The 22,609-nt window shown below is 66.9% G+C and carries 18 protein-coding genes; 9 read left to right on the forward strand and 9 right to left on the reverse strand.

The features are described 5' to 3' along the window. Positions 1 to 287: 287 nt before the first annotated feature. The 5 genes from ABZ479_RS40075 (at position 288) to ABZ479_RS40095 (ending at position 5,034) form a co-directional block, all read left to right on the forward strand. A complete protein-coding gene (locus ABZ479_RS40075) occupies positions 288 to 1,505 on the forward strand; it encodes an acyl-CoA dehydrogenase family protein (protein ID WP_500466186.1) in 1,218 nt (405 codons plus the stop codon). Between the two features lie 460 nt (positions 1,506 to 1,965). Next, a complete protein-coding gene (locus ABZ479_RS40080; protein ID WP_500466187.1) occupies positions 1,966 to 2,754 on the forward strand; it encodes an alpha/beta hydrolase in 789 nt (262 codons plus the stop codon). After that, on the forward strand, positions 2,730 to 3,005 hold the full coding sequence (locus tag ABZ479_RS40085; protein ID WP_500466188.1) for a hypothetical protein: 276 nt from the start codon (positions 2,730 to 2,732) through the stop codon (positions 3,003 to 3,005). Before ABZ479_RS40080 ends, ABZ479_RS40085 begins: the two co-directional genes overlap by 25 nt. 229 nt (positions 3,006 to 3,234) lie before the next feature. Next, on the forward strand, positions 3,235 to 4,005 hold the full coding sequence (locus tag ABZ479_RS40090; RefSeq protein WP_500466189.1) for a hypothetical protein: 771 nt from the start codon (positions 3,235 to 3,237) through the stop codon (positions 4,003 to 4,005). Positions 4,006 to 4,533: 528 nt separating this feature from the next. Next, positions 4,534 to 5,034: a CGNR zinc finger domain-containing protein gene (locus ABZ479_RS40095; protein ID WP_500466202.1), complete on the forward strand. Its 501-nt coding sequence runs from the start codon at positions 4,534 to 4,536 to the stop codon at positions 5,032 to 5,034. A 657-nt stretch (positions 5,035 to 5,691) separates the two neighbouring features. Here ABZ479_RS40095 and ABZ479_RS40100 read toward each other — a convergent pair. From ABZ479_RS40100 to ABZ479_RS40120, 5 genes are all read right to left on the reverse strand, one after another. Next, a complete protein-coding gene (locus ABZ479_RS40100) occupies positions 5,692 to 7,185 on the reverse strand; it encodes an MFS transporter (protein WP_500466190.1) in 1,494 nt (497 codons plus the stop codon). Between the two features lie 267 nt (positions 7,186 to 7,452). Continuing rightward, on the reverse strand, positions 7,453 to 8,190 hold the full coding sequence (locus ABZ479_RS40105) for a DsbA family oxidoreductase (RefSeq protein WP_500466191.1): 738 nt from the start codon (positions 8,188 to 8,190) through the stop codon (positions 7,453 to 7,455). A gap of 366 nt (positions 8,191 to 8,556) precedes the next feature. Beyond that, positions 8,557 to 9,624 carry an LLM class flavin-dependent oxidoreductase gene (locus tag ABZ479_RS40110; protein WP_500466192.1) on the reverse strand — a complete coding sequence of 356 codons (1,068 nt, stop codon included), beginning with the start codon at positions 9,622 to 9,624 and terminating at the stop codon, positions 8,557 to 8,559. Between the two features lie 348 nt (positions 9,625 to 9,972). Next, complete coding sequence (locus ABZ479_RS40115) at positions 9,973 to 11,436, reverse strand: DHA2 family efflux MFS transporter permease subunit (RefSeq protein WP_500466193.1); 1,464 nt, start codon at positions 11,434 to 11,436, stop codon at positions 9,973 to 9,975. Between the two features lie 897 nt (positions 11,437 to 12,333). Beyond that, positions 12,334 to 12,795 carry a nuclear transport factor 2 family protein gene (locus ABZ479_RS40120; RefSeq protein ID WP_500466194.1) on the reverse strand — a complete coding sequence of 154 codons (462 nt, stop codon included), beginning with the start codon at positions 12,793 to 12,795 and terminating at the stop codon, positions 12,334 to 12,336. 879 nt (positions 12,796 to 13,674) lie between these two features. Here ABZ479_RS40120 and ABZ479_RS40125 point away from each other — a divergent pair. After that, entirely contained in the window at positions 13,675 to 14,469 is a 795-nt protein-coding gene (locus ABZ479_RS40125) for an SDR family NAD(P)-dependent oxidoreductase (protein ID WP_500466195.1), read from the forward strand. A 608-nt stretch (positions 14,470 to 15,077) separates the two neighbouring features. Here ABZ479_RS40125 and ABZ479_RS40130 read toward each other — a convergent pair. After that, positions 15,078 to 15,494 (reverse strand): nitroreductase/quinone reductase family protein, encoded by a 417-nt coding sequence (locus ABZ479_RS40130; RefSeq protein ID WP_500466196.1) that lies wholly within the window; start codon positions 15,492 to 15,494, stop codon positions 15,078 to 15,080. Positions 15,495 to 16,677: 1,183 nt separating this feature from the next. On the opposite strand from ABZ479_RS40130, the gene ABZ479_RS40135 reads away from it, so the two are divergent. Further along, positions 16,678 to 18,009 (forward strand): MFS transporter, encoded by a 1,332-nt coding sequence (locus ABZ479_RS40135; RefSeq protein ID WP_500466197.1) that lies wholly within the window; start codon positions 16,678 to 16,680, stop codon positions 18,007 to 18,009. A 179-nt stretch (positions 18,010 to 18,188) separates the two neighbouring features. Next, a complete protein-coding gene (locus tag ABZ479_RS40140; RefSeq protein WP_500466198.1) occupies positions 18,189 to 18,791 on the forward strand; it encodes an HD domain-containing protein in 603 nt (200 codons plus the stop codon). Positions 18,792 to 19,057: 266 nt separating this feature from the next. On the opposite strand, the gene ABZ479_RS40145 is transcribed toward ABZ479_RS40140, so the two are convergent. Beyond that, positions 19,058 to 19,687 (reverse strand): TetR/AcrR family transcriptional regulator, encoded by a 630-nt coding sequence (locus tag ABZ479_RS40145; RefSeq protein ID WP_500466199.1) that lies wholly within the window; start codon positions 19,685 to 19,687, stop codon positions 19,058 to 19,060. Next, positions 19,677 to 20,141, reverse strand: coding sequence for a nuclear transport factor 2 family protein (locus ABZ479_RS40150; protein WP_500466200.1), 465 nt, complete (start codon positions 20,139 to 20,141; stop codon positions 19,677 to 19,679). The genes ABZ479_RS40145 and ABZ479_RS40150 overlap by 11 nt, the downstream gene beginning before the upstream one ends. Before the next feature lie 351 nt (positions 20,142 to 20,492). Here ABZ479_RS40150 and ABZ479_RS40155 point away from each other — a divergent pair, with 351 nt between their 5' ends. Then, positions 20,493 to 21,104: an FtsX-like permease family protein gene (locus tag ABZ479_RS40155; protein WP_500466201.1), complete on the forward strand. Its 612-nt coding sequence runs from the start codon at positions 20,493 to 20,495 to the stop codon at positions 21,102 to 21,104. Positions 21,105 to 21,323: 219 nt separating this feature from the next. Here the strand turns inward: ABZ479_RS40155 and ABZ479_RS40160 are convergent. Then, positions 21,324 to 22,123 (reverse strand): IS5 family transposase gene (locus ABZ479_RS40160; RefSeq protein ID WP_500466203.1). Its coding sequence is split into 2 segments (ribosomal slippage): positions 21,324 to 21,782 and positions 21,785 to 22,123, totalling 798 coding nucleotides; the frame shifts between segments, so codons are not numbered across the junction. Between the last annotated feature and the right edge of the window lie 486 nt (positions 22,124 to 22,609).

The raw sequence follows: 22,609 nt of genomic DNA on the forward strand, positions 1-22,609 counted from the left end.
CGCTACGACAAACGCGCTTACACCTACCTCGGAACCGTCACCGTCGCAGCCCTGGTGATCTGGCTCCGCACATGATCCAAGAAACAGAACCTAGTGCCGCACATGGCCGAAGTCGTACCGCTTCCGTGCCCGCCGGCGGGCACGCGTCACGTGTGACACCACTGAACGCCTCTCACCCACGGAGGCGCCAAGGGTAGGCCGGCACCGCACTTTCGGTTGTGCCCACCGCGCACCGCGGCGGTCACACCGCTGCACCCCTGCGAAACGCAATGGAGAAGACAACAAGCATGGACAGCACCACGTACGCAAACGGGCCGCTCAGCGAGCAGGACAAGGCCGCTTTGACAGCACAACTGGTGTCGCTGGCAATCACGCTTCAGCCGCTGCTGCGCGAACACGCGGCGCAGGGGGACACAGACCGCGCCGTCTCACCTGCTGTCATAGATGCCCTTAGCAAGGCCGGCTTCTTCCGGCTGCTGACGCCCAAGCGCTACGGCGGCTACGAGACCGACCTGCGGACCCTCATCGAGGTTTCGGAAACCCTGGGTCAGGCCGACGGCTCGGCAGCCTGGGTCGGGATGATCATTTCCGTGACCAACTGGCTCGCCTGCCTTTTCCCCGACCAGGCGCAGGAAGAGGTGTTCGGCGCCGACCCCAACGCGCGGGTGACCGGCGTGGCTGCACCGACCGGAACCGGGGCACGCGTCCCCGGCGGATGGCGGGTGAGTGGCCGCTGGTCCTACAACTCCGGTGCCCCGTACGCCACATGGGCAGCAGTCGGCGCGCTCCTCAAGGACGAGCAGGGCGAGGTCGTCGACCATGCCCTGGTGCTGATCCCGGCGTCCGAACTCATCATCGAGGACACCTGGCACACCACGGGTATGCGGGGCACCGCCAGCAACACCCTGAACGCCTACGACGTCTTCGTACCTGAGCACCGGGTCCTGTCAGTCCCGGCTGCCGCCGAAGGCGTCTACCCGCGATCGCCTCGCGATGAGCCGCTGTACGGAGCGTCGTTCGGACCCATGCTCGTACTCTGCCTGGCCGGCCCGCTGCTTGGCCTCGGCCGGGCCGCGCTCGACTCCGTGGTGGGCGCGACCGCGTCCAAGCCGCTGTCGTTCACCGTCCACGGGCGGCAGGCGGACTCCGTGGGCGTCCAGACGCAGATCGCCGAGGCCGCGCTGAGGATCGAGACGGCCCGGCTGCACATCTACCGCGCAGCCGACGAAGTGGACGCGGCAGCAGCAGTGGGCCCCCTCAGCTACGAGACGCGCACCCATGTCAGGGCCCGGGCCGGCTATGCGGCCCAGGAGATCCTCCAGGCGATCAGCGCCCTGCTTAACGCCCACGGTGCCTCTGCCTTCGCCGAGACCAGCCCCCTCCAGCGCATCTGGCGCGACGCCAACACCGCAGCCCGCCACGCCGGACTGGTCCCTGCCGTCGGCCTGGAGGTATACGGCAAGACACTTCTCGGCGTGAACGACCGCGTCAGCCTCATGGTCTGACCGTCACCTAAGGCAACGGGTGTCCGCCGGCCAACTACGGCAGATCGCACCCGTTCACCTCGCCCGCCCGCGCTGCCAGTTGCGCGGCCGCTAGGCGAGCCGCCGCCCAGGCAGCCAGGAATACGGCAAGCCCGACGCCCCTCGTCGGGCTTGCCATCGGGGCCGCCACATCAGGGGCTCGGCAGCGGCAACAAGCGACGGGCAGGCCTGTGCGATCCCCCGACTCGGACTCCGCAGCAAGTCCACGGCAGGTCACGAATGCCCTGCCCGGGCGCTGAGCCGCCGATGTCATCGAGCGAGGCACACAGAAGTCACCAGGCCGCTGCCGTGAGACCGGCCCTGATCCGCCTGCTGCCCATTGCAGGAAGCGGGCGACAACCGTCCGCACTCCTGATGCACCGCGCCGGCTCCATATGCCGAAGCAACGCGGGATCCAACCCATCCGACACAGAGGTATGAAGTGAAGACCGAGCAGTATCTGGTCAACGGGGTATTCGTGGAACACGTCGCACCCGAAGGCCCGGCCACAGCACCCCCCATGGTGTTCGTGCACGGTGGCAGCCACGGCAGCTGGCTGTGGGAGAACTGGCTGCCCTACTTTGCCGACCAGGGCCGTCACTGCTACTCGTTCAGCTGGTTCAACCACACGGGATCACACGAACTCCCCACCGAGGAGTTCGTCCAACGGAGCATGCTGGACGCCACCAGGGAACTGGACATCGTCGTGTCCCACCTTGATCAGGCACCCGTGCTGGTGGCACACAGCATGGGCGCGGCGGTGGCGCAGAAGTATTCCGAGGACCACCCGGTACTGGCTCAGGTGCTGCTCGCTCCGGTGCCCTGTACGGACAGCAAGGGGGAAGCGATACCTCTGCCGGTGGACTGGTCGGTGCCGTTCCCGCCCATGCCCTACGAGATGGCGGTTGAGTGGTTCCTCGCCGGATGCTCGCAGGAGGACGCGCGCCGCTACTACGACTTGATGCCCAACGAGTCACCGAAAGCTGTGTGGGAAGCCGCCCAGCGCGGAGCGGCCATCGAGCTCGACCGGACCCGAGTCAGCGGACCCACACTCATGATCGCCGGCGGCCAGGACATCGTGTCCCCCGCGCCGCTGGTACGCAAGCACGCGGCACACTTCGGCGCCGACTATCTCTTCCTACCCGACCGGGCCCACAGCCTGATCCTCGAACCGCGGTGGCGTGACGTAGCCGGCCGCATCAGCTCGTGGCTCAGCCGCACCGCCTGGTGAGCCACCGTACCGGGCACTCCGTACCCGTCCTGCGTCGCAACCTTGAACCCCAAGGCTGCCTGCAGAGCCGGCTGCCAGATGTCCTGGTCGAGGCGCTGCGGGAAGCCGGCTTCGTCGGCCTGCACCTCCCGCACGGCATGGACGCGTCGGAAGCCTGGTCGACAAGAGGCGGCGACAGCTCCTGGGCGCAGATCCGACCGATCATCGAGGGCGCCATGATCGCCAACCCAACTTTGATCGAACGGCCGTAAGCGGTAACGACCCCGGAAGGTCCTTCCGAACGGCGCTGGCGTATCGCAGATCCCTGGGTGGCCCGTGTTGGCACACGGCCCACCCAGGTACGCCGCCCGCTACAGATAACCTCAAGCGAAAGCCAGGCTCATGATGGTCTCTGCATCTCAGCGCGGCCGCGCCGGACGCCGCCGCGCATCCTCTGCTCGGTATCAGTTGCCGGTAGCCATGTCCCAATGCGCGGGGCGCGTGCCACTGTCGGTCATCGCCCTCGTCGTCGCGGCGACGGTCACCGGTTGTGGAACAACTGGTGCAGAGCCTACGGAGGATCTGCAAGCCGGCGTCCAGGTCAACAGTTCGCGGCCCGTACCTGGCGACACCTTGCAGACGGCCATTGCCTCGACCGCCGCTGCGACCCCTCCCCCTGGCACCACTGAGCAACTGCCCGGACTTGGCCCCCTGACTCTGGCCCGTATACCCGGCAAAACAAAGCAGGTCGTCCTCGTCACAGGAGACGCCAAGAACTCTTCTCGAGCCCACCTCGTGATCTACCAGCGCACCCTCTCGGGCTGGCAGGCCGGTACCAAGTGGCCCGCGCACAATGCGCTCAAGGGCTGGACCGACAATCACCACGCCGGCGACCTCCACTCGCCGATAGGCGTCTTCTCTTTGACTGACGCAGGCGGCCGGCTCGCCAACCCTGGCACCAAGCTCCCGTATGACAGGTCGCCCTCCTTCGTCATCAGCGGCACCGGTTTCGACGGCGAGCCCCTGGCCGGATCCTTCGACTACGTCGTGGCCATCAACTACAACCGGGTCAAGGGCACCACCCCCCTGAACAGCACACGGCCGGAAGGCGAAGCCAAGGGCGGCGACATATGGCTCCACGTCGACCACAGTGGCCCCACCCACGGCTGTGTCACCGTGGCGAAGAACCACATGAAGGAACTGCTGCGCACCCTCAATCCGGCGCTCCACCCCGTGATTGTAATGGGCGACGCCACCTCGCTGCTGAAGTGACAGCGGCACACCGGAGCCGGTCCAGTGTTCCTGATCGTCATCGCGGCTCCCTGTCACCACCAACGTGCCTGCCGGCAACCGCACCGGCCCGCCGTGCTGAGGCCCTACGCCCTGCAACACCTGGCAGACATCGCGTCCACAGCGCTCAATAGTTGACCTACCGTTCATTCCATAAAATGGTAGGCTGTGAAGGCCTAAGGGAAGGCGGCCGGGCCGGTGCCGTCGCTCGGAGTTGAGCGACGACACCGGCCCGCCACGCGATTCGGACGCCTGTTCTCGCTGCTGCCCACCAGTCACGAGCAACAGGCGTCTCGCCTGGCTCGTCCGCCGGGCCATCACTTCCTTGCGCAACCGCTGTAACGCGCCTATACAGCGCAGATCGGTACCCGTGCGCACCCCTTCGTACGCCGAAACATCTCCAACTGCCCCAGAGGAGAGCGCATCAGCCCGCCACCGGGGAAGGCGTGCGCACCGCCGCGCCACATGCTCCAGCATGGCAATCAACTCGACCCTGATCGGCGGTCCATGATGGAACGCGAGCGCCTCCTGCTGGCTTTGTTGAACAGTCGTCCCCCGGTCAGGAAAGACGTCCGGGACGAGTTGGGCACGCCCGCAGAAGGACGCCGCTGGCTACGCCGTCACGGGGGGCGTGGATCATCGGCCGAGCTTGAGGCCGTCCGCCGAGCTCGGCAACTGCTTGAAGAGGTCGTCCGCGGGCGGGCGACACCCTCAGCTCTGGCTGGGGTGATTGCAGGGGTACGCCAGGAACCACGTTTTGATCAAGATGGGCTGCAGTGGGACCTGGTCGTGGATGATGACCACCGCCTGGCGGTGGAGGCCGTCCTTGCCTGGGGCGACCTGAGCTGTTCTGCACCTGGGCGCTTGCGGGCGTGCGCCAATCCCGAATGCACGCTGTTCCTTCTGGACCGAAGCCCCGCCAACACCGGCCGCTGGTGTTCTATGGCCACATGCGGCAACCGCATGAAGGCGCAACGCCATCGCTTCCGGTTGCGCTCGGCACACGACTGAGGTTGTACGGCAAGACGTGCCCGTACTGCGCAGGATGACGCCTCGTCTCAGACAGCTTCGTGTGCAGGGGTCGTTCGTGTGGCGGGTCCCCCAAAATCGGCCTCGGCCGTAGCGGGAAGGCAGCCACGCGGCACAGGCCGCCTTGTTGGTCAACGGAGCTGGGCACGACAGCCATCCGGGTGATGGCCGCATCAACAGCTGGCTGCGCTCCGGTCTCGGTACACGGCTGGGCACAGCCGGCGGTCAACGTCCTCCGCAGCGGAACTCCATGGGAATCCCGGTCGCCAGCACCGGTGCGTCCAGTCCAGCCGCTTTACCAGGCAAGCGGCGAACCACATACTCAGCGATCGCGGCGGCGCCCGCCGGGACCTTGCACGTCCCGCCTACACCGGCCGCGCGCAAACCCTCGTCCAGGCGCCGCAGCACCCTCCAGACGAGGCGCCGACGAGAGCAACCCCATCCCGAACACGAAATGGGCCACCACACGGACCACCCGCAGGTGCCGGCGCGCCGAGCCACAATGCTTCTGTCGGCGTCACTGTGCGTGCTGGGTTGGCGAGGAGTCCGTTCGCCCGCGGGCACGCGCCCGATCTCGCGCGGGACCGGCGCTGACCGTGGTGGTCAGCGCCGGTCTGGCGTTGGGCGGGGTTGGGAGGGTCAGTGGAGGGCGGTGGGGAGTTGTACGTCTTCGTCAGCGCTGGCGGCTACCTCGATGGAGCCGGGGCGACCGGCGTTGATGAAGGTGAGTGCGATCAGTGCCGCCATCGCCTCGATAGCGACCGCCCACCAGATGGCATGGGTGTAGCCATGGATCAGGGACTGCGCTTTGGCCAGTTTGGTGGTGGCGGTGTGGCTGGCGAGGTAGGTGGTGGTGGCGGAGGCGGCCAGGGTGTTCAGCAGCGCCGTTCCGATTGCGCCACCCACCTGCTGGGATGTGTTGGCCATTGCAGAGGCGACCCCCGCGTCCCGAGGCTGGACACCGTGCGTGGCCAGTGACATGGCCGGCATGAACCCCGCGCCCATGCCGAGGCCCAGAAGCACCAGGCCCGGCAGGATCGCGTCCGCGTAGGACGGACCGACCTCGAGTCGGGTCAGGAAGATCATGCCGATGGCGGCGACAGCGAACCCGGGTGCCATCGCCAGGCGGGCCGGCAGCCTGGTGGCGAGCCTGGCACCGATCTGTGTCGCCCCCACACTGAACGACACGGCGAGGGGTAGAAACGCGAAACCCGTCTTGATCGCCGAGTATCCCTGCACGACCTGCAGGTAGTAAGTGAGGAATAGGAAAGCACCGAAGAGACCGACGGTGGCAAGGCCCAGGGAGGCGAAGGCCCCGCTGCGGTTGCGTTCGGTGATCACCCGGAGGGGCAGCAACGGGTTCTTGACCTTGGACTCGATGAAGACGAACACCGCCAGCAGGACAGCCGAGGCGACGAACAGCCAAATCGTGGAGGGGGCGGACCAGCCCGTTGCTTCGGCGCGAGTGAAGCCGTACACCAGTGCGACCAGGCCAAGGGTGGACAGCACGACGCCGGGGATGTCCAGCGGGGAGCGGTCGCGGCCGCCCTCGGGCTCGTGGATCGTGAAGTAGGCGCCCACCGCGGCGATGATCGCGAGCGGGATGCTGACGAAGAAGGTCCAACGCCAGTTCAGGTACTCCGTGAGGACCCCGCCGAGCAACAGTCCCACCGCGCCGCCGGCACCTGTGATGGCACCGAAAACACCGAAGGCCTTGGCCCGCTCCTTGACGTCATCGAAGGTTACCGCGAGCAGCGAGAGGGCGGCGGGGGCGAGCAGGGCGCCGAAGGCGCCTTGAAGTGCGCGGGAGCCCAGCAGCATGGCCTCGTTGGTGGCGAGACCGCCAACCGCGGAGGCAACACCGAATCCGATGAGCCCGACAAGAAATGCCGGTCTGCGGCCCCACTTGTCGGCGATGCGACCGCCGAAAAGCAGCAGACCACCGAACGCGAGCGCGTATGCGGTGATGACCCACTGCCGGTTGGCGTCGGAGATTCCGAGGGCATGCTGAGCGTCGGGCAGGGCGATGTTCACGATCGTGGCATCGAGCGAGACCATCAACTGAGCCAGGGAAATGAACGCCAGCGCTTTCCAGCGCCGCGGGTCTCGGGGGCGTTCGGCGGTTTGAGACATACGAGCATCCACCTTGGGTGCTGAAACGGACTGTGTATGGGAGCCGCGCGACGCAGCGGAGGTGGCGGGGCAGGGCGCCCTCGGTTTCCGTGGATCGTCGCGGGAAGAATCAGAGAATCCGGCTGGCCGACCGTGCAGCGGCAGGAGGACCAGCGGGGGTGAGCGGCGTGTTCTCGCCTACACCGTCGAGGCACATGGGGATGTGGCACCGGACGGTGCGACGTCGCCCGGGTGCCGCGCTGACACATGGGTACATGCCTCTACGACCTACGAGGTGGTTCCGTCGGTACGTGCACTGCGTGGCACGTCGCAGGCTCCGTCCGCGTCGCACCCGGCTTGGTCGGCCGCGCCGAAGATCGTCAGTTCGGGTCCGCGGTCGGCCCATGCCCGTCGCAGCACGTCCCTGAATGACTCGGCCGGCTGGGCGCCGGAGACTGCGTACTTGCGGTCGATCACGAGGAAGGGCACACCGGTGATGCCCACTTGTGCGGCCTCGGTCTCGTCCCTGCGTACCTGCCTGGCGTAGGCACGCTTGTCTGCCAGCACACGCCGGACCTCGGCCTCATCGAGTCCGGCACGGACAGCAAGTTCCACTTGGTACTCGGAGTCGTAGATGCTGCGCTGCGAGGCAAAGTTTCCTTCGTAGAACAAGGTCAGCAGCTCGTCCTGAACCCCGTGGGCCGCGGCCAGGTGCAGCAGTCGGTGCAGGTCGAAGGTGTTGCCGTGATCGCGGAAATCGACGAGGTACCCGAGCCCTTCGTTCCTCGCGATGGCGGCGAGGTACTCCTCGGCGGCCCGGGCTTGTGAGGGAGTCATGCCGTACTTCCTGGCGTGAGCCACCCCGGTCGTCGAGCGGGTGTGGGTCAGGCGGGGATCGAGCTCGAAGGAGCGGTGCACCACCTGGACGGCGTCTCGGTGCGGGAACGCGGCAAGCGCCTTCTCGAACCGGGCCTTGCCTATGAAGCACCACGAGCAGGAAATGTCGGACCAGATTTCGACGTGCATGATCCTCTTCTTCTCTCTGGAGGGGTGGTCTTTCCCTGCGGAAGACTGCGCCTGCGGCCGACTGCAGGCCGGTCACCAGCGCACGGGGCCGCTGCCGAAGCTGCCTGGTCGCAGTGGCTTCGGTGAGAGTCCGTCGTGGCCTCGAGGTGCTTGACCGCCGAGCATGCCTGCAACGGAGGGTGCCGACGCGCCGCTTCCAGTCAGCGGCATCACGAGGTCAGGGTGGGCCGTGGTTCCGGGGACCGCATCACTGCGATCGGTGAAACCAGTCGCCGGCCGTGTCGGATACCGGAAGGTGGCCGCCGGACCCGCCACTGCGGCGCCCTGGTCGTACTTGGTCCGGCGCTGCGGGCTGGCGGCGCTGTTTCAGTCCTGCGGGAAACCGTAGGCGTCCGCGATGAGCTCGTAGTTACGCAACCGCGCCGGATTGCTGTGGCTCATGAGGGTGGTGAGCATCAGTTCATCGGCTCCGGTGCGCTTTTGCAGTGCGTCCAGACCGCTGCGGACCGCATCCGCGGTGCCGTAGACGATGTCGGCGATCCAGGTCTCCGCGAACTCCCGCTCCGCTTTGGTGTAGCGGTACGCCTCTGCTTCCTCGGGCGACGGAAGCAGGCCGAGTCGGCCGGTGTGCAGCTGGATCATCGCGAGGGCGCCGGTCATGACCTGGCGGCGGGCTTCTCGCTCATCGTCGGCGGCCATCGTGTTCACGCTGATGAGTGCGTAGGGGGTCTGGAGGAGCGGTGAGGGGCGGAACGATTCCCGGTACAGCGCGAGCGCCTGGTCGGTGTTCCGCGCTGAGAAGTGGTGGGCGAAGGCGAAGGGCAGTCCCAGGGTCCCGGCGAGCTGTGCGCTGAAGCCGGACGAGCCGAGCAGCCAGACCGAGGGTCGGCCCGTGGGGCCCTGGACCGGCCCGGGGATGGCGTGGACTCGGGAGTAGGGGTGGCCGGCGGGGAAGTCGTCGTTCAGGAAGCGGACGAGCTCTTGGAGTTGCTGGGGAAAGTCGTCGGCACCCTGGTTCATCTGGTCGCTGCGGCGCAGTGCGGCAGCGGTCGCCCCGTCGGTGCCGGGCGCACGGCCGAGTCCGAGATCGACGCGGCCGGGAACGAGCGCCTCCAGGAGACCGAACTGTTCGGCGATGACCAGGGGCGCATGGTTGGGCAGCATCACACCGCCGGAACCGAGCCGGATGCGCTGGGTGTGCGCTGCGAGGTGCGAGAGGATCACGGCCGGCGAGGTCGATGCGACGCTCGGCGCCGAATGGTGTTCGGCTATCCAGTACCGGTGGTAGCCACGGTGGTCGGCAATCCGGCTGAGTTCGATGCTGCTGTGCAGCGCCTCGGCGGCGGTGGTGCCGCTACCCACGGGAACCAAGTCGAGCACCGACACGGGTACGGGCGCGGCTCCAATCGCTGTGCCCCTGATCGCGTCGTTCACCGGTCAGACCTCCTGGGAAAAACATGTCCACGAGCGTGCGCCGCACATGAGGGCGGCCGCTTCGTAGTGGCTGGTGCGCGGCTCTTCGGCCTTTCACACCCTACATTATGGAACGAACGTTGAGTAATGATACCTGGAGTGGCTGCGCTCGAGTTCGACGTCGCTGTCCGCTCGAGCGCAGCCGGCCAGGGTGGGAGGGTGAGCCCAGGCCTGGAGTCAACGGCCGCCAGGTGCCGCGGCGTCAAGTGCGGTGGCACCGCAGGAACACCCTTCCGGCATCACCCGGCGCGTCCTCTTGGCGCCCGTCGGGCTTGCACGGCTGCGCCGGGGAGGGGTCGGGGCATGCGGTCACGCGGGGGCCATTGCCTCCTCGCCGGCCGCGAGTTCAGCGTCGGCCTCGGGGCGCCCGGCGTTGATCAGCAAAAGGGAGACCAGTCCGGCTGCCAGGAGGAACCCCGTAGCCCACAGGTAGCCGACGCGGTAGCCGTGGACCAGCGCGGTGCTCTGCTGCCCGGTGTGGTGGGCGACCATGTAGGCGGCAGTGGTACTGGTCGCAACGGTGTTGAGCAGGGCCGTGCCGATGGATCCGCCGACCTGCTGCGAGATGTTGATCATTGCAGAGGCCACGCCGGAGTCCCGCGGGCCGATGCCGTGGGTGGCAAGGCTGGTGGCCGGCATGAGGGCGAGACCGAGACCGAGGCCGACGCCGATCTCGGAGAACAGCACCAAGCTGTAGGAGCTGCCGGTGTCGAGCGGGACGAGCAGGAGGACGGAAGCGGCGGCGAGGAGATACCCGATGGTCATAAGCATCCTGGGCCGGATGCGGGTCATCAGACGGGCGGCGATCTGGGCTGCGCCGATGATTTGAGCGATGGCCATCGGCAGGAATGCCAGCCCGGTCTGCGCCGCGGAGTATCCCTTGACCGTCTGCAGATAGTAGGTCAGGAACAGGATGACGCCGAACGCGCTGAGCAGTGACAGGGCGGCCGAGAGGTAGGCGCCGAGGCGGTTGCGGTCAGTCAGGATCCGGATGGGCAGCAGGGGATCTCGGGTACGGGCTTGCACCAGGGCGAACGCGGCCAGCAAAACCACGGCCACAGCGAGCGAGCCGAGCGTGGTGCCGTCGCCCCAGCCGTGGCTCTCGGCCAGCGTGAAGCCGTAAACCAGTGCGACGATGCCGGCAGTGGCCAACACGGAGCCGGGGATGTCCAGCCGTGTGCTGCGGTCGTCCTCGGCGTGGTCGTGTATGTATGCCAGCGCGCCGAGTACGGGGATCACGGCGAGGGGGATGTTGATGAGCAGTGCCCAGCGCCAGCTGAGGTACTCGGTCAGGAGCCCGCCTGCGAGCAGTCCCGCTGCGCCTCCGGTGATGACGACGGAGGCGAAGACCCCGAAGGCTTTGGCTCGTTCCTTGCCGTCGGGGAAGGTCAGCGAGATCAACGACAGGGCGGCCGGGGCGAGCAGGGCGCCGAAAACGCCCTGCAGGGCCCGGGCGCTGAGGAGCATCCAGGTGGCGGTTGCGGCCCCGCCGAAGGCGGACGCCACGACGAAGCCGATGAGACCGGTGACGAAGATCCGCTTACGGCCGAACATGTCTCCCAGACGGCCGCCCAGCAGCAGGAGACCTCCGAACGCCAGGGTGTAGGCGGTGATCACCCATTGGCGGCCGCCGTCGGAGATGTGGAGGTCGGCCTGGGCAGAGGGCAGGGCGACATTCATGATCGCGTCGTTGAAGACGACGATCAGCTGAGCTGCCGATATGAGAAGGAGGATGAGCCGACGCTTGTCCGGCTGAGTGTCGACATGGGCCATGAGATGTCCAAACGTGCCGCGCAGGAGGGTGTGGACCGGACCTCACGCGGCGAGAGGACGGCGAAGTGGTTCTGTGGTGATGCGGATTGGGATTCCGCGTTCGGTCGAGGCGCCGCCTGGTCCGCCCCATGGGGTGCAGGGGCAGGACTCCCCGTTGGCTGTCAGGTACGAGGTCCTGCGCAACCGGGTCGGTGCGACACGGAAGATCTCCAGTGGCCCGGTCAGAGGCGTTGGAGTTGTTCCGGTTCGAGGTTGGATGCCTCTCCGGTGCTTGTTGGGTATTTCCCGTCGGGCCCGGCTGCGCCGGCTGACGAGGCAGCAATGCCGTTTCGGTCGCGTGAACGTCCGACGCCGTGAGGCGTCAGATGCGGAGCTGAAGCCTGCCGCCGTTCGAGGGCGCCGGTCGAACCAGGCCCTCCAAGGTGGCAGACAGCGTGGAGGACGGCTCCAGGCAGGCAGCTGCCCTGTGGCGGTCGTCGAGGTCTGTCGGTTTCGCTGGTCGGGGTGGTTCGTCGCCGTACCCAAGTGCACGTCCCCGGTCACCCCGCGGGTCGAGATGCCAGTTGCCGCTTGCGGCTCCCACTTAGGTCGCGACTTCGGCCTCTCGAGGTGGAGGATGAGCAGTCGCTGGGAGGGCATCCGCCGGTCGGTGGTGTGCATCGCTCAAATGAGGACTGGGCCCGCTGCCGAGCCGCTTTTCCGGGTCCTTGGGCAGGAGTTGATGCATGGACGGCGGCGCCCCGCCCCGCAGGGGCGGTCGCGACGAGGCCTGTTTCTCCCCGCCACGCGAACCCCTGGCGCCGCCGTCGTTCTGCTTTGAACCTCACACCACAGAGCCCGCGCGCATCACGCAGCTGCCGTGCGTTACATGCGGTTCCGGTGCATGGTCGAGAGGGATCAAGCGACGGCAGGCACGCCGCCCTCGCGGAACTCGACCCGCAGTCGCTCAATCCTCACGCGGCTGATCAGCCACTCGCCGCCGATCTTCCGGTACTCCTCGTGGTAGTACCCGTAGCCGCGCATGCCCTGCGGCAGGTCGCCGTTCTCGGGCCACACGAGGTAGTCGGCCATGCTCCAGATGCCCGTGGCGGTGTCGGGGCCGGTGATCTCGATCTCGGGCATGAAGCCACGGTGGACGGTCTCGGCCTCCCCCACCCATGCGCTGGCTGCCTTGACCATGGCGCCCGCGTCGGTGAGCACCGTCCCGTCGATCTCGATCTGGACGTCCGGGCTGAACACCTTGGCGAAGTCGTCCCACTTCTTGGTGTCGTGGAACCGGAAGTACCGGGCCTTGAGCTTCTTGATCTCCTCGATGTCGAGAAGGCGCTGCAGCGCGGCGCCGTTACCCACAGTGCTCATTTGACACTCCTCCAACAGTCGCGTGATGACGTCACGGAGAATAATATATCTACCGTTCGTTCCATAATTTGGCTCGAAACATGCCTCACCTAGGCGAGATCCACATGCCCCTGGCTCAAAACGAGCGTACTACGCCTCTCCCGCGGTTCGAGTCCCCCGGCTGCTGACCGACGACGTGAGGCCAGTCACCTCCACCTCCGGATGAGTTCCATGGTCCGTAACGCACAGCTACGGCGACCGATCGCCTTCCCTGTGCTCCCCACACACGGACACAGAGGCACACCGACACACCGGCAACCGCAGCGTTTCCTCATGCGTGCGCCGGGGCCATCCACGCGGACCCGCATCCTGCCAGTGTCGCCCGGCGTCCGCCGGAGGAGCGCCATGGCGGAGCACGGCGGTCGGGGCTCGAGCGGGCAGCTTCCTCACACCCCTCCCGGCTCGCGACCCGGAACACTCCTAGCGACCGCTGCGGCACGGCCGGGCGAGGCAGCGGGCCGGCTCAGTCGCACCAGGCCGGCGGCAGGAGTCTTCTTACGTACATTCGGCGCCTGGTCCCGCAGGAATCGGAGGCTCGGGCACAGCCCAGGCCAGCGTCGCTTGGCCACCCCGGGGGGTGACGGGAGCGTGCTGCGGCAGAGTCGAGGCTGCCGTGCAGGGCGCGGCAGTTGGCGCCGTGGCAACGTGGCGAGATCGCATATCGCTTCGCGACTGTTGGCTGCACGGCGGTTCGCCGCCCTTTGACAGTCGAGCCCCCCATACCCATTATGGAACGTGCGGTCGATAATTTTGGTCGCCGGCATGCCCTTCGATGACGCATGCCTTCTCACGCCTCGGCCTGCGGAACGGGCGGCCGGAAACCACGGAACGGAGCGGCGGATGGACCTGCACCTGAGCGGCAAGCGGGCATTGGTGACGGGATCGAGCAGTGGCCTCGGCGAGGCGATCGCCAAGCACCTGGCGGCGGAAGGCGCCGCGGTGGTCATCCACGGACGAGACGAGATGAGGGCAGCGGCCGTGGCTGAGGCTGTCCGGGAGAAGGGAGGTGAGGCTTCCGTCGCGATCGGCGACCTCGGGACCGACGCGGGAGCGGACGCGGTTCACGCCGCCCTGGGTGACGCCCCCGTCGACATCCTTGTGAACAACGCCGGCGCCTACGAACCCCATCTCGGATGGACCACCACAACGGCACAGGACTGGGCCGCGCTCTACAACACCAATGTCCTGTCGAGTGTCCGGATGATTCAGCGCCTCGTCCCCGGGATGCGCGAGCGCGGCTGGGGCAGAATCGTCCAGATCAGCAGTGTCACCGGCGAACTCCCCAAGGCGAGTCAACCCCACTACGCGGCAACCAACGGGGCGCGCAACACGCTCGCCAAGTCTCTCGCGCGCGAGTTGGAGCACTCCGGCGTCACATCGAACGCGGTGGCAGCGGGCGGCATCCTCACTGCAGGCAACGAGAATCAGTTGATTGAACTCGGCAGGGAGCAGGGATGGGGGCAGACCTGGGAGGAGATCGAGCCTCCGCTGGTCGCAGCACTGGCGCCGAACGACGTCGGTCTGGTCGGCCGCCCGTCCGAGTACGCCGACATCGTCGCTTTCCTTGCGAGTCCGGTCTCGGCCTACATCACCGGCGCGACCCTCCGGGTCGACGGCGGCTGGCGCGACGCATAGGGCCTGCCCCGTTTCACCGCGGCAGGCCCGCCGGGCCGTCAGGTACCGGACGGCGCTGCGGCCCTCACCCGGAGCGCCACCAGCAGGTGGAACCCGGTACCGGCGCGGTCCACCAGCGGCTCTCTACCATCACAACGGCCGCCTCATCGGGTGGGAGTTGCCACCACGTCACGCATACCGGCCACCGAGGCGCTGTCGGTCACGTCAAATCTCACGTTCGCGATGGATCGACTGCGCTCCTCATCAGCGAAAACCTCGCCAGGGGCAACCCACCCGACGTGCCCCGCCGGCCGGATGCCGCAAGGGTCGGACCCAGCACGGTCACAACCGTGCTCCGCTGAGTGGCCAGCAGGGCGGTGCGTAGACTCCTGCCGGGAACCCGGGAGACGACCGCGGTCGGCAGGTCAGCCGTTTCAGACCCCTCTCGGCGTCGCCAATGCCTGCCACCTGCCTGTGCATTCACCTTCGCTGTACCACTCTCGCTGCCGGACCGGGAGTGTCGTGGGGGTGTCCATGGCCGTTCGGCACAGAGCGGTCGCGGACACCCTCTCACGCTTCCGGACCGCGACGCTCAGCGCCGAGAGAGGTTCACCGACCAGGCGATCGGGCTAATCGTCGATCGGGTCGAGCGCCAGGATCGGAAACTTACGGCTGGTCTTCTTCGCGTACTCCCTCATGCCGGCCTGGTGATCCATCCACAGCTCGTAGAGCCGCTCCCAGTCCGGCGAATCGGACGTGACGACCCGAGGGATCGCTTTCAGCGTCCGCGTTCCGACCTCCAGCGTCACCTCAGTCATCGCTCCTGCGTTGGCGACCCAGTCCGGGTCCTTCGGAGCGCCACTGTTGCTGCCACACAGGAGATAGGTGTCTTCGTCGGTCGTGTATGCCAGGGGATTCACCCGGGGGGTCCCGGTACGCCGGCCCACGGTGTGAAGTACCAGCAGGGACCTGCCTTCGAATGGGCCGCCGACCACTCCACCGTTGGCCCGGAACTCGGCCACGATCTCATCGTTGAAGTTGCTCATGGGAACCATGTTGGCACATTTTTTACCGATCGATCATTCCTGATATTTTAAAGTGCGCGCCCGGAACCGCGGCAACGCCGCCACCCCAGAAGCACGGTCGCATCAACGTCCGGCCATGCGCCCGCACTCGTTGTGACCCAGCACGCCAGCAACCAGGAGCCGTCATGCCTACCGATTCGCAGATACCGCGCCCTCGGCTGCGCCGTGTACGCATCCCCGGCACTGTGGCCGCCCCCACTCCCTGCCGCCGATCCCAGCGGAACCAGGAGCAGAGCGACGGCCGCTCGGCGCTCGGCGCACCCGGCAGCGCCGGCCTGTGAGCTCGCACCCACTTCGATGCCCGCACCCGTGAGAGCTCGTTCACACGCACTCGCACGCAGGCATCGGACTCGTCGGCTTCGCCAAACCCGAGTTCATCCGCGCTCAGAAGGCGCCTGCCGACGCCGTGCTGGTTGCGGTAAGCCTCAGGACTGATCTCCGCTCGGCCCCGGCAGTGATCGAGGCAGTCCGCCGGCGGACTTGGCCCGGGATGCCCAAAGCGATCAGGCTCGACGGTGCAGGGTGGATCTACCGTACGACTCGGTGCGCCCGCTTTCACCTGAGCACAGGTTCGGCCGGGTCCGCGTTCCGGTGCAGGTGCGGCAGCAGAAGCGGATCGAGCTGAGAAGCATCGCGAGCCGCTGGCCGCACAGGCGACTCCGCACCGCATCGAGAGCTGGGCATCGCGCCGCCTCCTGACTGCCCATTGGGCCTGGGCACACAAGGTGCCCAGGCTCGCCGTGCGCGGTTCGGTCACCTTCAGATGTTCTGGCGGACAACTGTCCGTACTGCGGGCTGGCAGTGCCAGCGTGATGGGAAATCACCTGCAGCCCTCCACTCCGGGTGGCGCCGCCGCGGCTCACGCAAGTGCACCCCTCAGGCACCGCTTTACGCATGAACACCCATGGGCTGTCACCCGCTTGACACGACTTCCCCCTCCGCACAAACTTCTGCGGACAGCTGTCCGTAGAACGGCTCATCCACCGTGGGGGCGGCCCCGAGCGTTGATTCGAGGATCCCCCGGTCGAGGCGTCGCGGCTTCGGAGCAAGGGTCAACTCGGCGATCCGCCAACCGTCTACATCACTCGACCAGGTGCGCCATCGCGGTTCTGAAGGCGCTCGGACGTTGCCAATGGAGGCAACCGTGACTGCTACCGAACCATCCCTGGGCAAGGGCACCTTGCCCTCCGCGGTCTCCGACACCACAAGCGCGCTGTATTCCAAGATCGGATGGCGGCTCATCCCGCTGATCTTCGCGGGATACGTGTTCGCCTACCTCGACCGCATCAACATCGGGTTCGCCCAGCTCCAGATGAAGGAGGACCTCGGGTTCAGCGCCGCGGTGTACGGCCTCGGCGCCGGCCTGTACTTCGCCACCTACTTCCTCTGCGAGGTCCCCAGCAACCTCTGGATGAAGCGCATCGGAGCCAGGCTGACCCTCTCGCGGATCATGGTCCTGTGGGGACTGGCCTCCACCTGCATGATGTTCGTGCAGACGCCCACCCAGTTCTACGTCATGCGTCTCTTGCTGGGCGCCTTCGAAGCCGGCTACGCGCCCGGGGTGATGCTCTTCCTCACCTATTGGTTCCCCAACGACAGACGCGCTCGCGTCATGGCGCTCTTCCTGTGCGGCAGCCCGATTGCCGGCGCCCTCGGCTCACCGCTCAACGGCTGGATCCTCCAGGGCATGGACGAAGTCGCGAGCCTCGGCGGCTGGCAGTGGCTGTTCCTGCTCGAGGGCGTACCGAGCGTCTTGCTGGGGGTGGTGTTCTTCTTCCTCCTGCCCGACGGCCCCAAGACGGCAAAGTGGCTGAGCGACGACGAACGCCGCCAGGTCCTGGATGGTCTCGAGGCGGCATCGTCGGGCACCTCCCGCGGCTTCAGCCGCGCCCTTCGCGACGTCAACGTCTATGTGATGGGACTGGCCTGGTTCACCGTCGTGTGCGGTATCCAGGCGGTCGCGTTCTGGATGCCGCTGATGCTCAAGGACGCGGGTGTCGCCACGCCCGCTGAGATCGGCGCATGGGCCACCATCCCGTTCGCCACTGCCACGGTCTCGATGCTCCTTCTCTCTCGGCACTCGGACAAGACCGGTGAACGACGGTGGCATGCGGCCATTGCGTGCGCGACGGGAGCGATCGGCCTGATCCTGCTGTCGTTCTCGGGGACCAACCTTGCGCTGTCGATCATCTCGCTGGCGCTCCTCGCCTGCTCCGTCTACGGCGCGATGCCGGTCCTGCTGTCTATTCCGGTCAGGTACCTGGCACCGGAGGCGCGAGCCGGCGGAATCGCCCTGATCAACTCGATCGGCCTGTCCGGGGGATTCGTCAGCCCCTTCCTACTGGGATGGGTCAAGACACAGACCGGCAGTGTGAACAACGGGCTGTACGTCATGGCCGCGCTGCTCGTCGTCGGCGCGGTACTGACGGTAACCGTGATCCGCACCGCACCCCGGACACCCACCCTCCAACCCTGAACGGCAGACCCGCCCCGAGCAGCTGGCCGCCAGGACCGAACGCCCCCGAATCACCCCGTGCGCCCCGATCTCCAAGGCGAGCCCAGACCTGCCCTCGATCTCAGGGGCTGCCCACCCTCAAGACGCTATCGTCGCTGTCCGGACCGGTCGTCATCAAAGCCCTCGGGCACGGAGGTACGGTGGAAGTCTCTTTCGGGGGAGCAGTTAGCGAGTCCGCCTACCGTCACGTGCGTTTTGTACTTCAGCCCGCGATCCTCAACCACAGCGTGCGGGTTTGGCTACTGGCCGACCATCTGGGCCGGAAGGAAGGCATCGAAGGCCAGCAGCGCGAAGCGTTGGCTGTCGCGTGCCTGTTCCACGATGCGGGAACAGCCGAGGCCTATGACGGACCCCAGCGTTTCGAAGTGGAGGGCGCGGACGCAGCCAAGGCATTCCTAGGCCACGAGGGCTGGCCCGAACATCTGGGGCAAAAGGTATGGGAAGCTATCGCCCTTCACACCTCTCCCGGTATCGCGGAACGCATGGGGACACTGCCCAGACTCGTCCGGCTCGCTGTCATGTCCGACTTCGGCACCATCGATCCCGTCGCCCAGGATGAGGAGCCGCTGGCTTCGCTGCTCAAACTGTTCCCAAGGATGGGCATCGAGACCGCACTCGGGGACACAGTGGTCCAGCAGGCTCTGAGGAGTCCGGAGAAGGCGCCCCATGCCAGTTGGCCCGCGAGCTTGCTGGCCGCCCATCTGGCGAACCCGCAACGCACGGGTGTCAATCCCGCCTTCTGAGCCCATGCACCACCTTCCGACGAGAGCTCACGGCGGAGCTCAACCGGCACGACGGTAAATCAGCCAATCCACGAGACTGCGTCTGACGTACGGCTCAAAGGGGCCGATTTGCGATGCGGACCGATGCGCCCCTTAGGAGTCGGGCGCATCGGTCCGCGGCCGGAAGATGAAGCAGTATCTCGGGAGGAAAAAATGGTTGCTGCCGCGCCTTCATGTCACAAGCGACCAGCCATAGTGCCGGTGCGGATCGCATGCGGAAGGGCTTCCTACCAGGCGCGGATTTGCGGTCCTGGTCCCTCGAGGGGTGTGCGTCCCGGGGCACGCATCCCGTCGAGCAGTAGCGTGATGACGCGTCGCCATCCGTTGGGTCCTGCATCGACGCCAAGACTGTGGTCGGTGTCCAGTGACGCACGCGAGCAGATCATGATGTCTTGCCAGGTCACGTCCTCGCGTAGAGCGCCGGCTGCGCGCACTCGTTCAGTCAGCCGGATGACCGCGTCCTGCAGGGCGGCGGTCCGCTCCGCGAGCTCAGGCGAGGGCGGCACTGCGCATGCCGCTGTCACCTCGGCCAGTCCGAGGCTGTCCCGGTGCGCCCCCGCCAGTTCCATCACGAACTCAGCCAGGCCGTCCCATGGGTCCGCGCGTTCCATACATACCTGCGCGGCATCGCACAGCTCGTCGTAGAGGCTGAGCACCACGGCGTCGAGCAGCGCTTCCTTGGTGCCGAACCGCCGGTACAACGTGCCAACGCCCACACCAGCCGCTTTGGCGATGTCCAGAGCCGAGACATCGAGCCCGCGGGAGGCGATGGCCTCTTGCGCCGCGGTGATCAGTAGGCGCCGGTTACGACGCGCATCCGCGCGGGCTTCAGGCGCAGCGTTGGATTCACGCGGCATCCGGCGTCCAGTTCTCCAGCGGGTCCATCCGCAGCCGGGTCAGCAGCAGCGAATCGATCAGCCACTCCCCGTCGACCCTGCGGTAGGACTCGCGGTACTGCCCATAACCGTTGTGCCCCTCCGGGGCGTCCTTCCCAGCCGGGAAGGTCAGCAGGTCCTGCATCGACCAGATCCCGCGGGCCGTGTCAGGCCCGGTGATCTCTATCTCCGGCATGTGTCCGTGGTGCACGGACGGTGCGGCACCGGTGAGATCACGAACCGTGTACGCGAACTCCTGCGGCGACTTCCAGGTGATCCCGCCGGTCACGAGCTCGGCGTCAGGTGTGAACAGCGCGGCCAGCTCATCGTGCTTCTTCTCGTCCACGAAACGGAAGTAGCGGGCCTTGAGCTTCTTGATGCTCTCGACGCTCTCAAGCGCGTCCAGCCTGCGAATGATGTCCTCTCGATCACTCATGATCGACCTCCTTGTATCTACGACGCCCACACAGGGCGCCCACTAAGCGGACGGGTATCGTCCCTTTCCGTGAAAGTACCACAAGGGGACGATAGTCGTCCGTTTACTCTGCCTGCACCTCGCCCGAGTGGTCCGACCACCTCGCCGAGGTGACCACACCGTCACAGTGCAGGCCCTGCCATCGCGACTCTCAATCCCGCAGAATCCACACCCTCCCGCATGGTCCGGCTCCTGCCCGGCATCGATGCAGAGACCTCACCGGCGAGACGTGCTCACGCCGATCGCTCCATCCGCGCCTGCCCTCGAGCGGGGAGCACACCGCTACCGCTGTCGACCCGCGAGGTGGTGGCGGTGCGCGATCCGCTGGGTGAGGTCCACGACGGCATCCTGGCCACTTCCGGGGCGCTGGCGGGGCAGCGGCTGCGGCAGGCGTCGACGTCCGCGGCGGTCGCGGTCGACCGCGGTGTCCCGGACGCGGCGGAGCGGCTGCGCAACGCCGCGGCGAGGGTGGATCCGACGTTGCGGGTGTCCGGGGCGGTGAACGTGCAGCGTGACCGGCAGTACTCGAGCGTGCAGACCGGTCTGCGGGTCGGGGGGACGCTGACGGTGGTGCTGATCGCGGCGGGGATGCTGGTGGCGCTGGTCGAGCAGTTGAGGGAGCGGCGGCGTCTGCTGTCGGTGCTGGTGGCGTTCGGTACGCGGCGCAGGACGCTGGCGTGGTCGGTGTTGTGGTCGGTGTTGTGGCAGACGGCGGTGCCGGTGCTGGCGGGTACGGTCGTGGCGATCGCGGGCGGGCTGGTGCTGGGCAGGGCGATGCTGGGCGTCGTGGCGAAGCCGGTGCGGGACTGGTGGGTGTTCCTGCCGTACGCGGGGATCGGTGCGGCGGCGGTGCTGGTGGTGACGGTGCTGAGTCTTCCGGCGTTGTGGCGGTTGATGCGGGCGGACGGGCTGCGTACGGAGTGACCGCGTGTGCCGCCGGCCCGTTCCGGCTGCGACCAGTCGGCACCTACCAGGCGTATTACCTTCACCTGTACATCGCGGGATACGAGACCGTCGACGACCTTGAGTACGCCGTCCAGGACGCAGCAGAACGCATCCGGGCCGGCGACCTCCCTGACGTCACGGTCCCCCGCTACGACACCTCGCCTCCCAAGCGCGTGCACCGCACCCTTAGAAGTCGTCTCATTTGGTGAGTCTGCGGTAGCAGATGAGGGTGCAGGCAATGCTGGTGAAGGCCCGGAAGTGGTCGGCTGAGCGTTCGTAGCGGCGGTGAAGCCGGCGGCATCCGGCGAGCCAGGCCATGGTGCGTTCGATCTTCCAGCGATGCCGACCCAGGCGTGCGGAGGACTCGACGCCCTTGCGGGCGATGCGGTGGACGATGCCTCGTTGCCGTAACCATCGTCGCAGGTGAGCGTAGTCGTAGGCTTTGTCCGCGTAGAGCTTGGAAGGCTTGCGTCGGCGTGGTCCGCGGCGGGAGCGGATCGGCGGTATGCCGCGGATCAGGGGGATCAAGGCCTGACTGTCGTGGGTGTTCGCTCCCGAGATCCCGATGGAGACGGGCAGACCGGAGCCTTCGGTGATCAAGTGGATCTTCGACCCTTTCTTGCCCCGGTCGACAGGATTCGGGCCTGTCAGGTCCCCCCTTTCAGGGCCCGTATGTTCACCGAGTCGATTGCGCACCGGCTCCAGTCCAGCTCACCGCGTGCGCCGAGTTCGTCGAGCACCAGGCGGTGCAGCTTTGCCCACACCCGAGCCTTGGTCCATTCCGTGAACCTGCGATGGGCGGTCGCTCCAGACGGTCCGAACGATGGCGCGGGCAACTGTTGCCACGTGCACCCCGACGTCGCCACGAACACGATCGCTGCCAGCACTTCCCGGTCCCCGTGCCGTCGCCGGCCGCCGCCCTGCGGCCTCGTCGGCGCAGGCGGCACCACCCGCTGGAACAAAGCCCACAACTCATCCGGCACCAGCCGCTCAACGATCCCCACGCCCGCAGCCTACCGAACCAGCCAATTGAGATGACTTCTTAAGGCGGTCTGAGGCGCCTGACGTACCGCGGGGGCTGCATGGGCTGAGTCGAGGCGCAATGCCGCCCCGGGCAAGTCACTCTGTCGCCCTTTCAGGCGCTGCCCTCGGGCGGAGTTTGCGGGGTGGTTATAAACCGAACAAACTCCGCCGTCCATGCCGTCTCGGACCGTAGAGTTTCGGCATGGTGGGAGTGGACTGGGACAAGCTGGCGAAGACTCCGACTGTGTCCGAAGCGTTGGTGACGATGCTGGTTCTGCGGATGCACCCTCGCGCGCAGGTGAACCGTTCCGGGTTCGATAGAGATCTCAGACGTTGTGTGTGACCTGGGGTTTCGTGGTTGTGAGGTAGTGTCCTGAGTCGTTGATTCGGTTCAGATATCCGGCGAGGCGTTCGAAGATTTCGTCTGCGGTTTTCGTCCAGACGAAGGGCTTCGGGTCGTC

This window comes from Streptomyces sp. NPDC005722 (genome assembly GCF_040630935.1).
Lineage (GTDB): Bacteria > Actinomycetota > Actinomycetes > Streptomycetales > Streptomycetaceae > Actinacidiphila.

Bases quoted from the DNA above. Each gene is read 5' to 3' on its own strand.
- ABZ479_RS40075 (WP_500466186.1), top strand. From the start codon at position 288: ATGGACAGCACCACGTACGCAAACGGGCCGCTCAGCGAGCAGGACAAG.
- ABZ479_RS40095 (WP_500466202.1), top strand. From the start codon at position 4,534: ATGGAACGCGAGCGCCTCCTGCTGGCTTTGTTGAACAGTCGTCCCCCG.
- ABZ479_RS40100 (WP_500466190.1), bottom strand. From the start codon at position 7,185: ATGTCTCAAACCGCCGAACGCCCCCGAGACCCGCGGCGCTGGAAAGCG.
- ABZ479_RS40105 (WP_500466191.1), bottom strand. From the start codon at position 8,190: ATGCACGTCGAAATCTGGTCCGACATTTCCTGCTCGTGGTGCTTCATA.
- ABZ479_RS40115 (WP_500466193.1), bottom strand. From the start codon at position 11,436: ATGGCCCATGTCGACACTCAGCCGGACAAGCGTCGGCTCATCCTCCTT.
- ABZ479_RS40120 (WP_500466194.1), bottom strand. From the start codon at position 12,795: ATGAGCACTGTGGGTAACGGCGCCGCGCTGCAGCGCCTTCTCGACATC.
- ABZ479_RS40125 (WP_500466195.1), top strand. From the start codon at position 13,675: ATGGACCTGCACCTGAGCGGCAAGCGGGCATTGGTGACGGGATCGAGC.
- ABZ479_RS40130 (WP_500466196.1), bottom strand. From the start codon at position 15,494: ATGAGCAACTTCAACGATGAGATCGTGGCCGAGTTCCGGGCCAACGGT.
- ABZ479_RS40145 (WP_500466199.1), bottom strand. From the start codon at position 19,687: ATGCCGCGTGAATCCAACGCTGCGCCTGAAGCCCGCGCGGATGCGCGT.
- ABZ479_RS40150 (WP_500466200.1), bottom strand. From the start codon at position 20,141: ATGAGTGATCGAGAGGACATCATTCGCAGGCTGGACGCGCTTGAGAGC.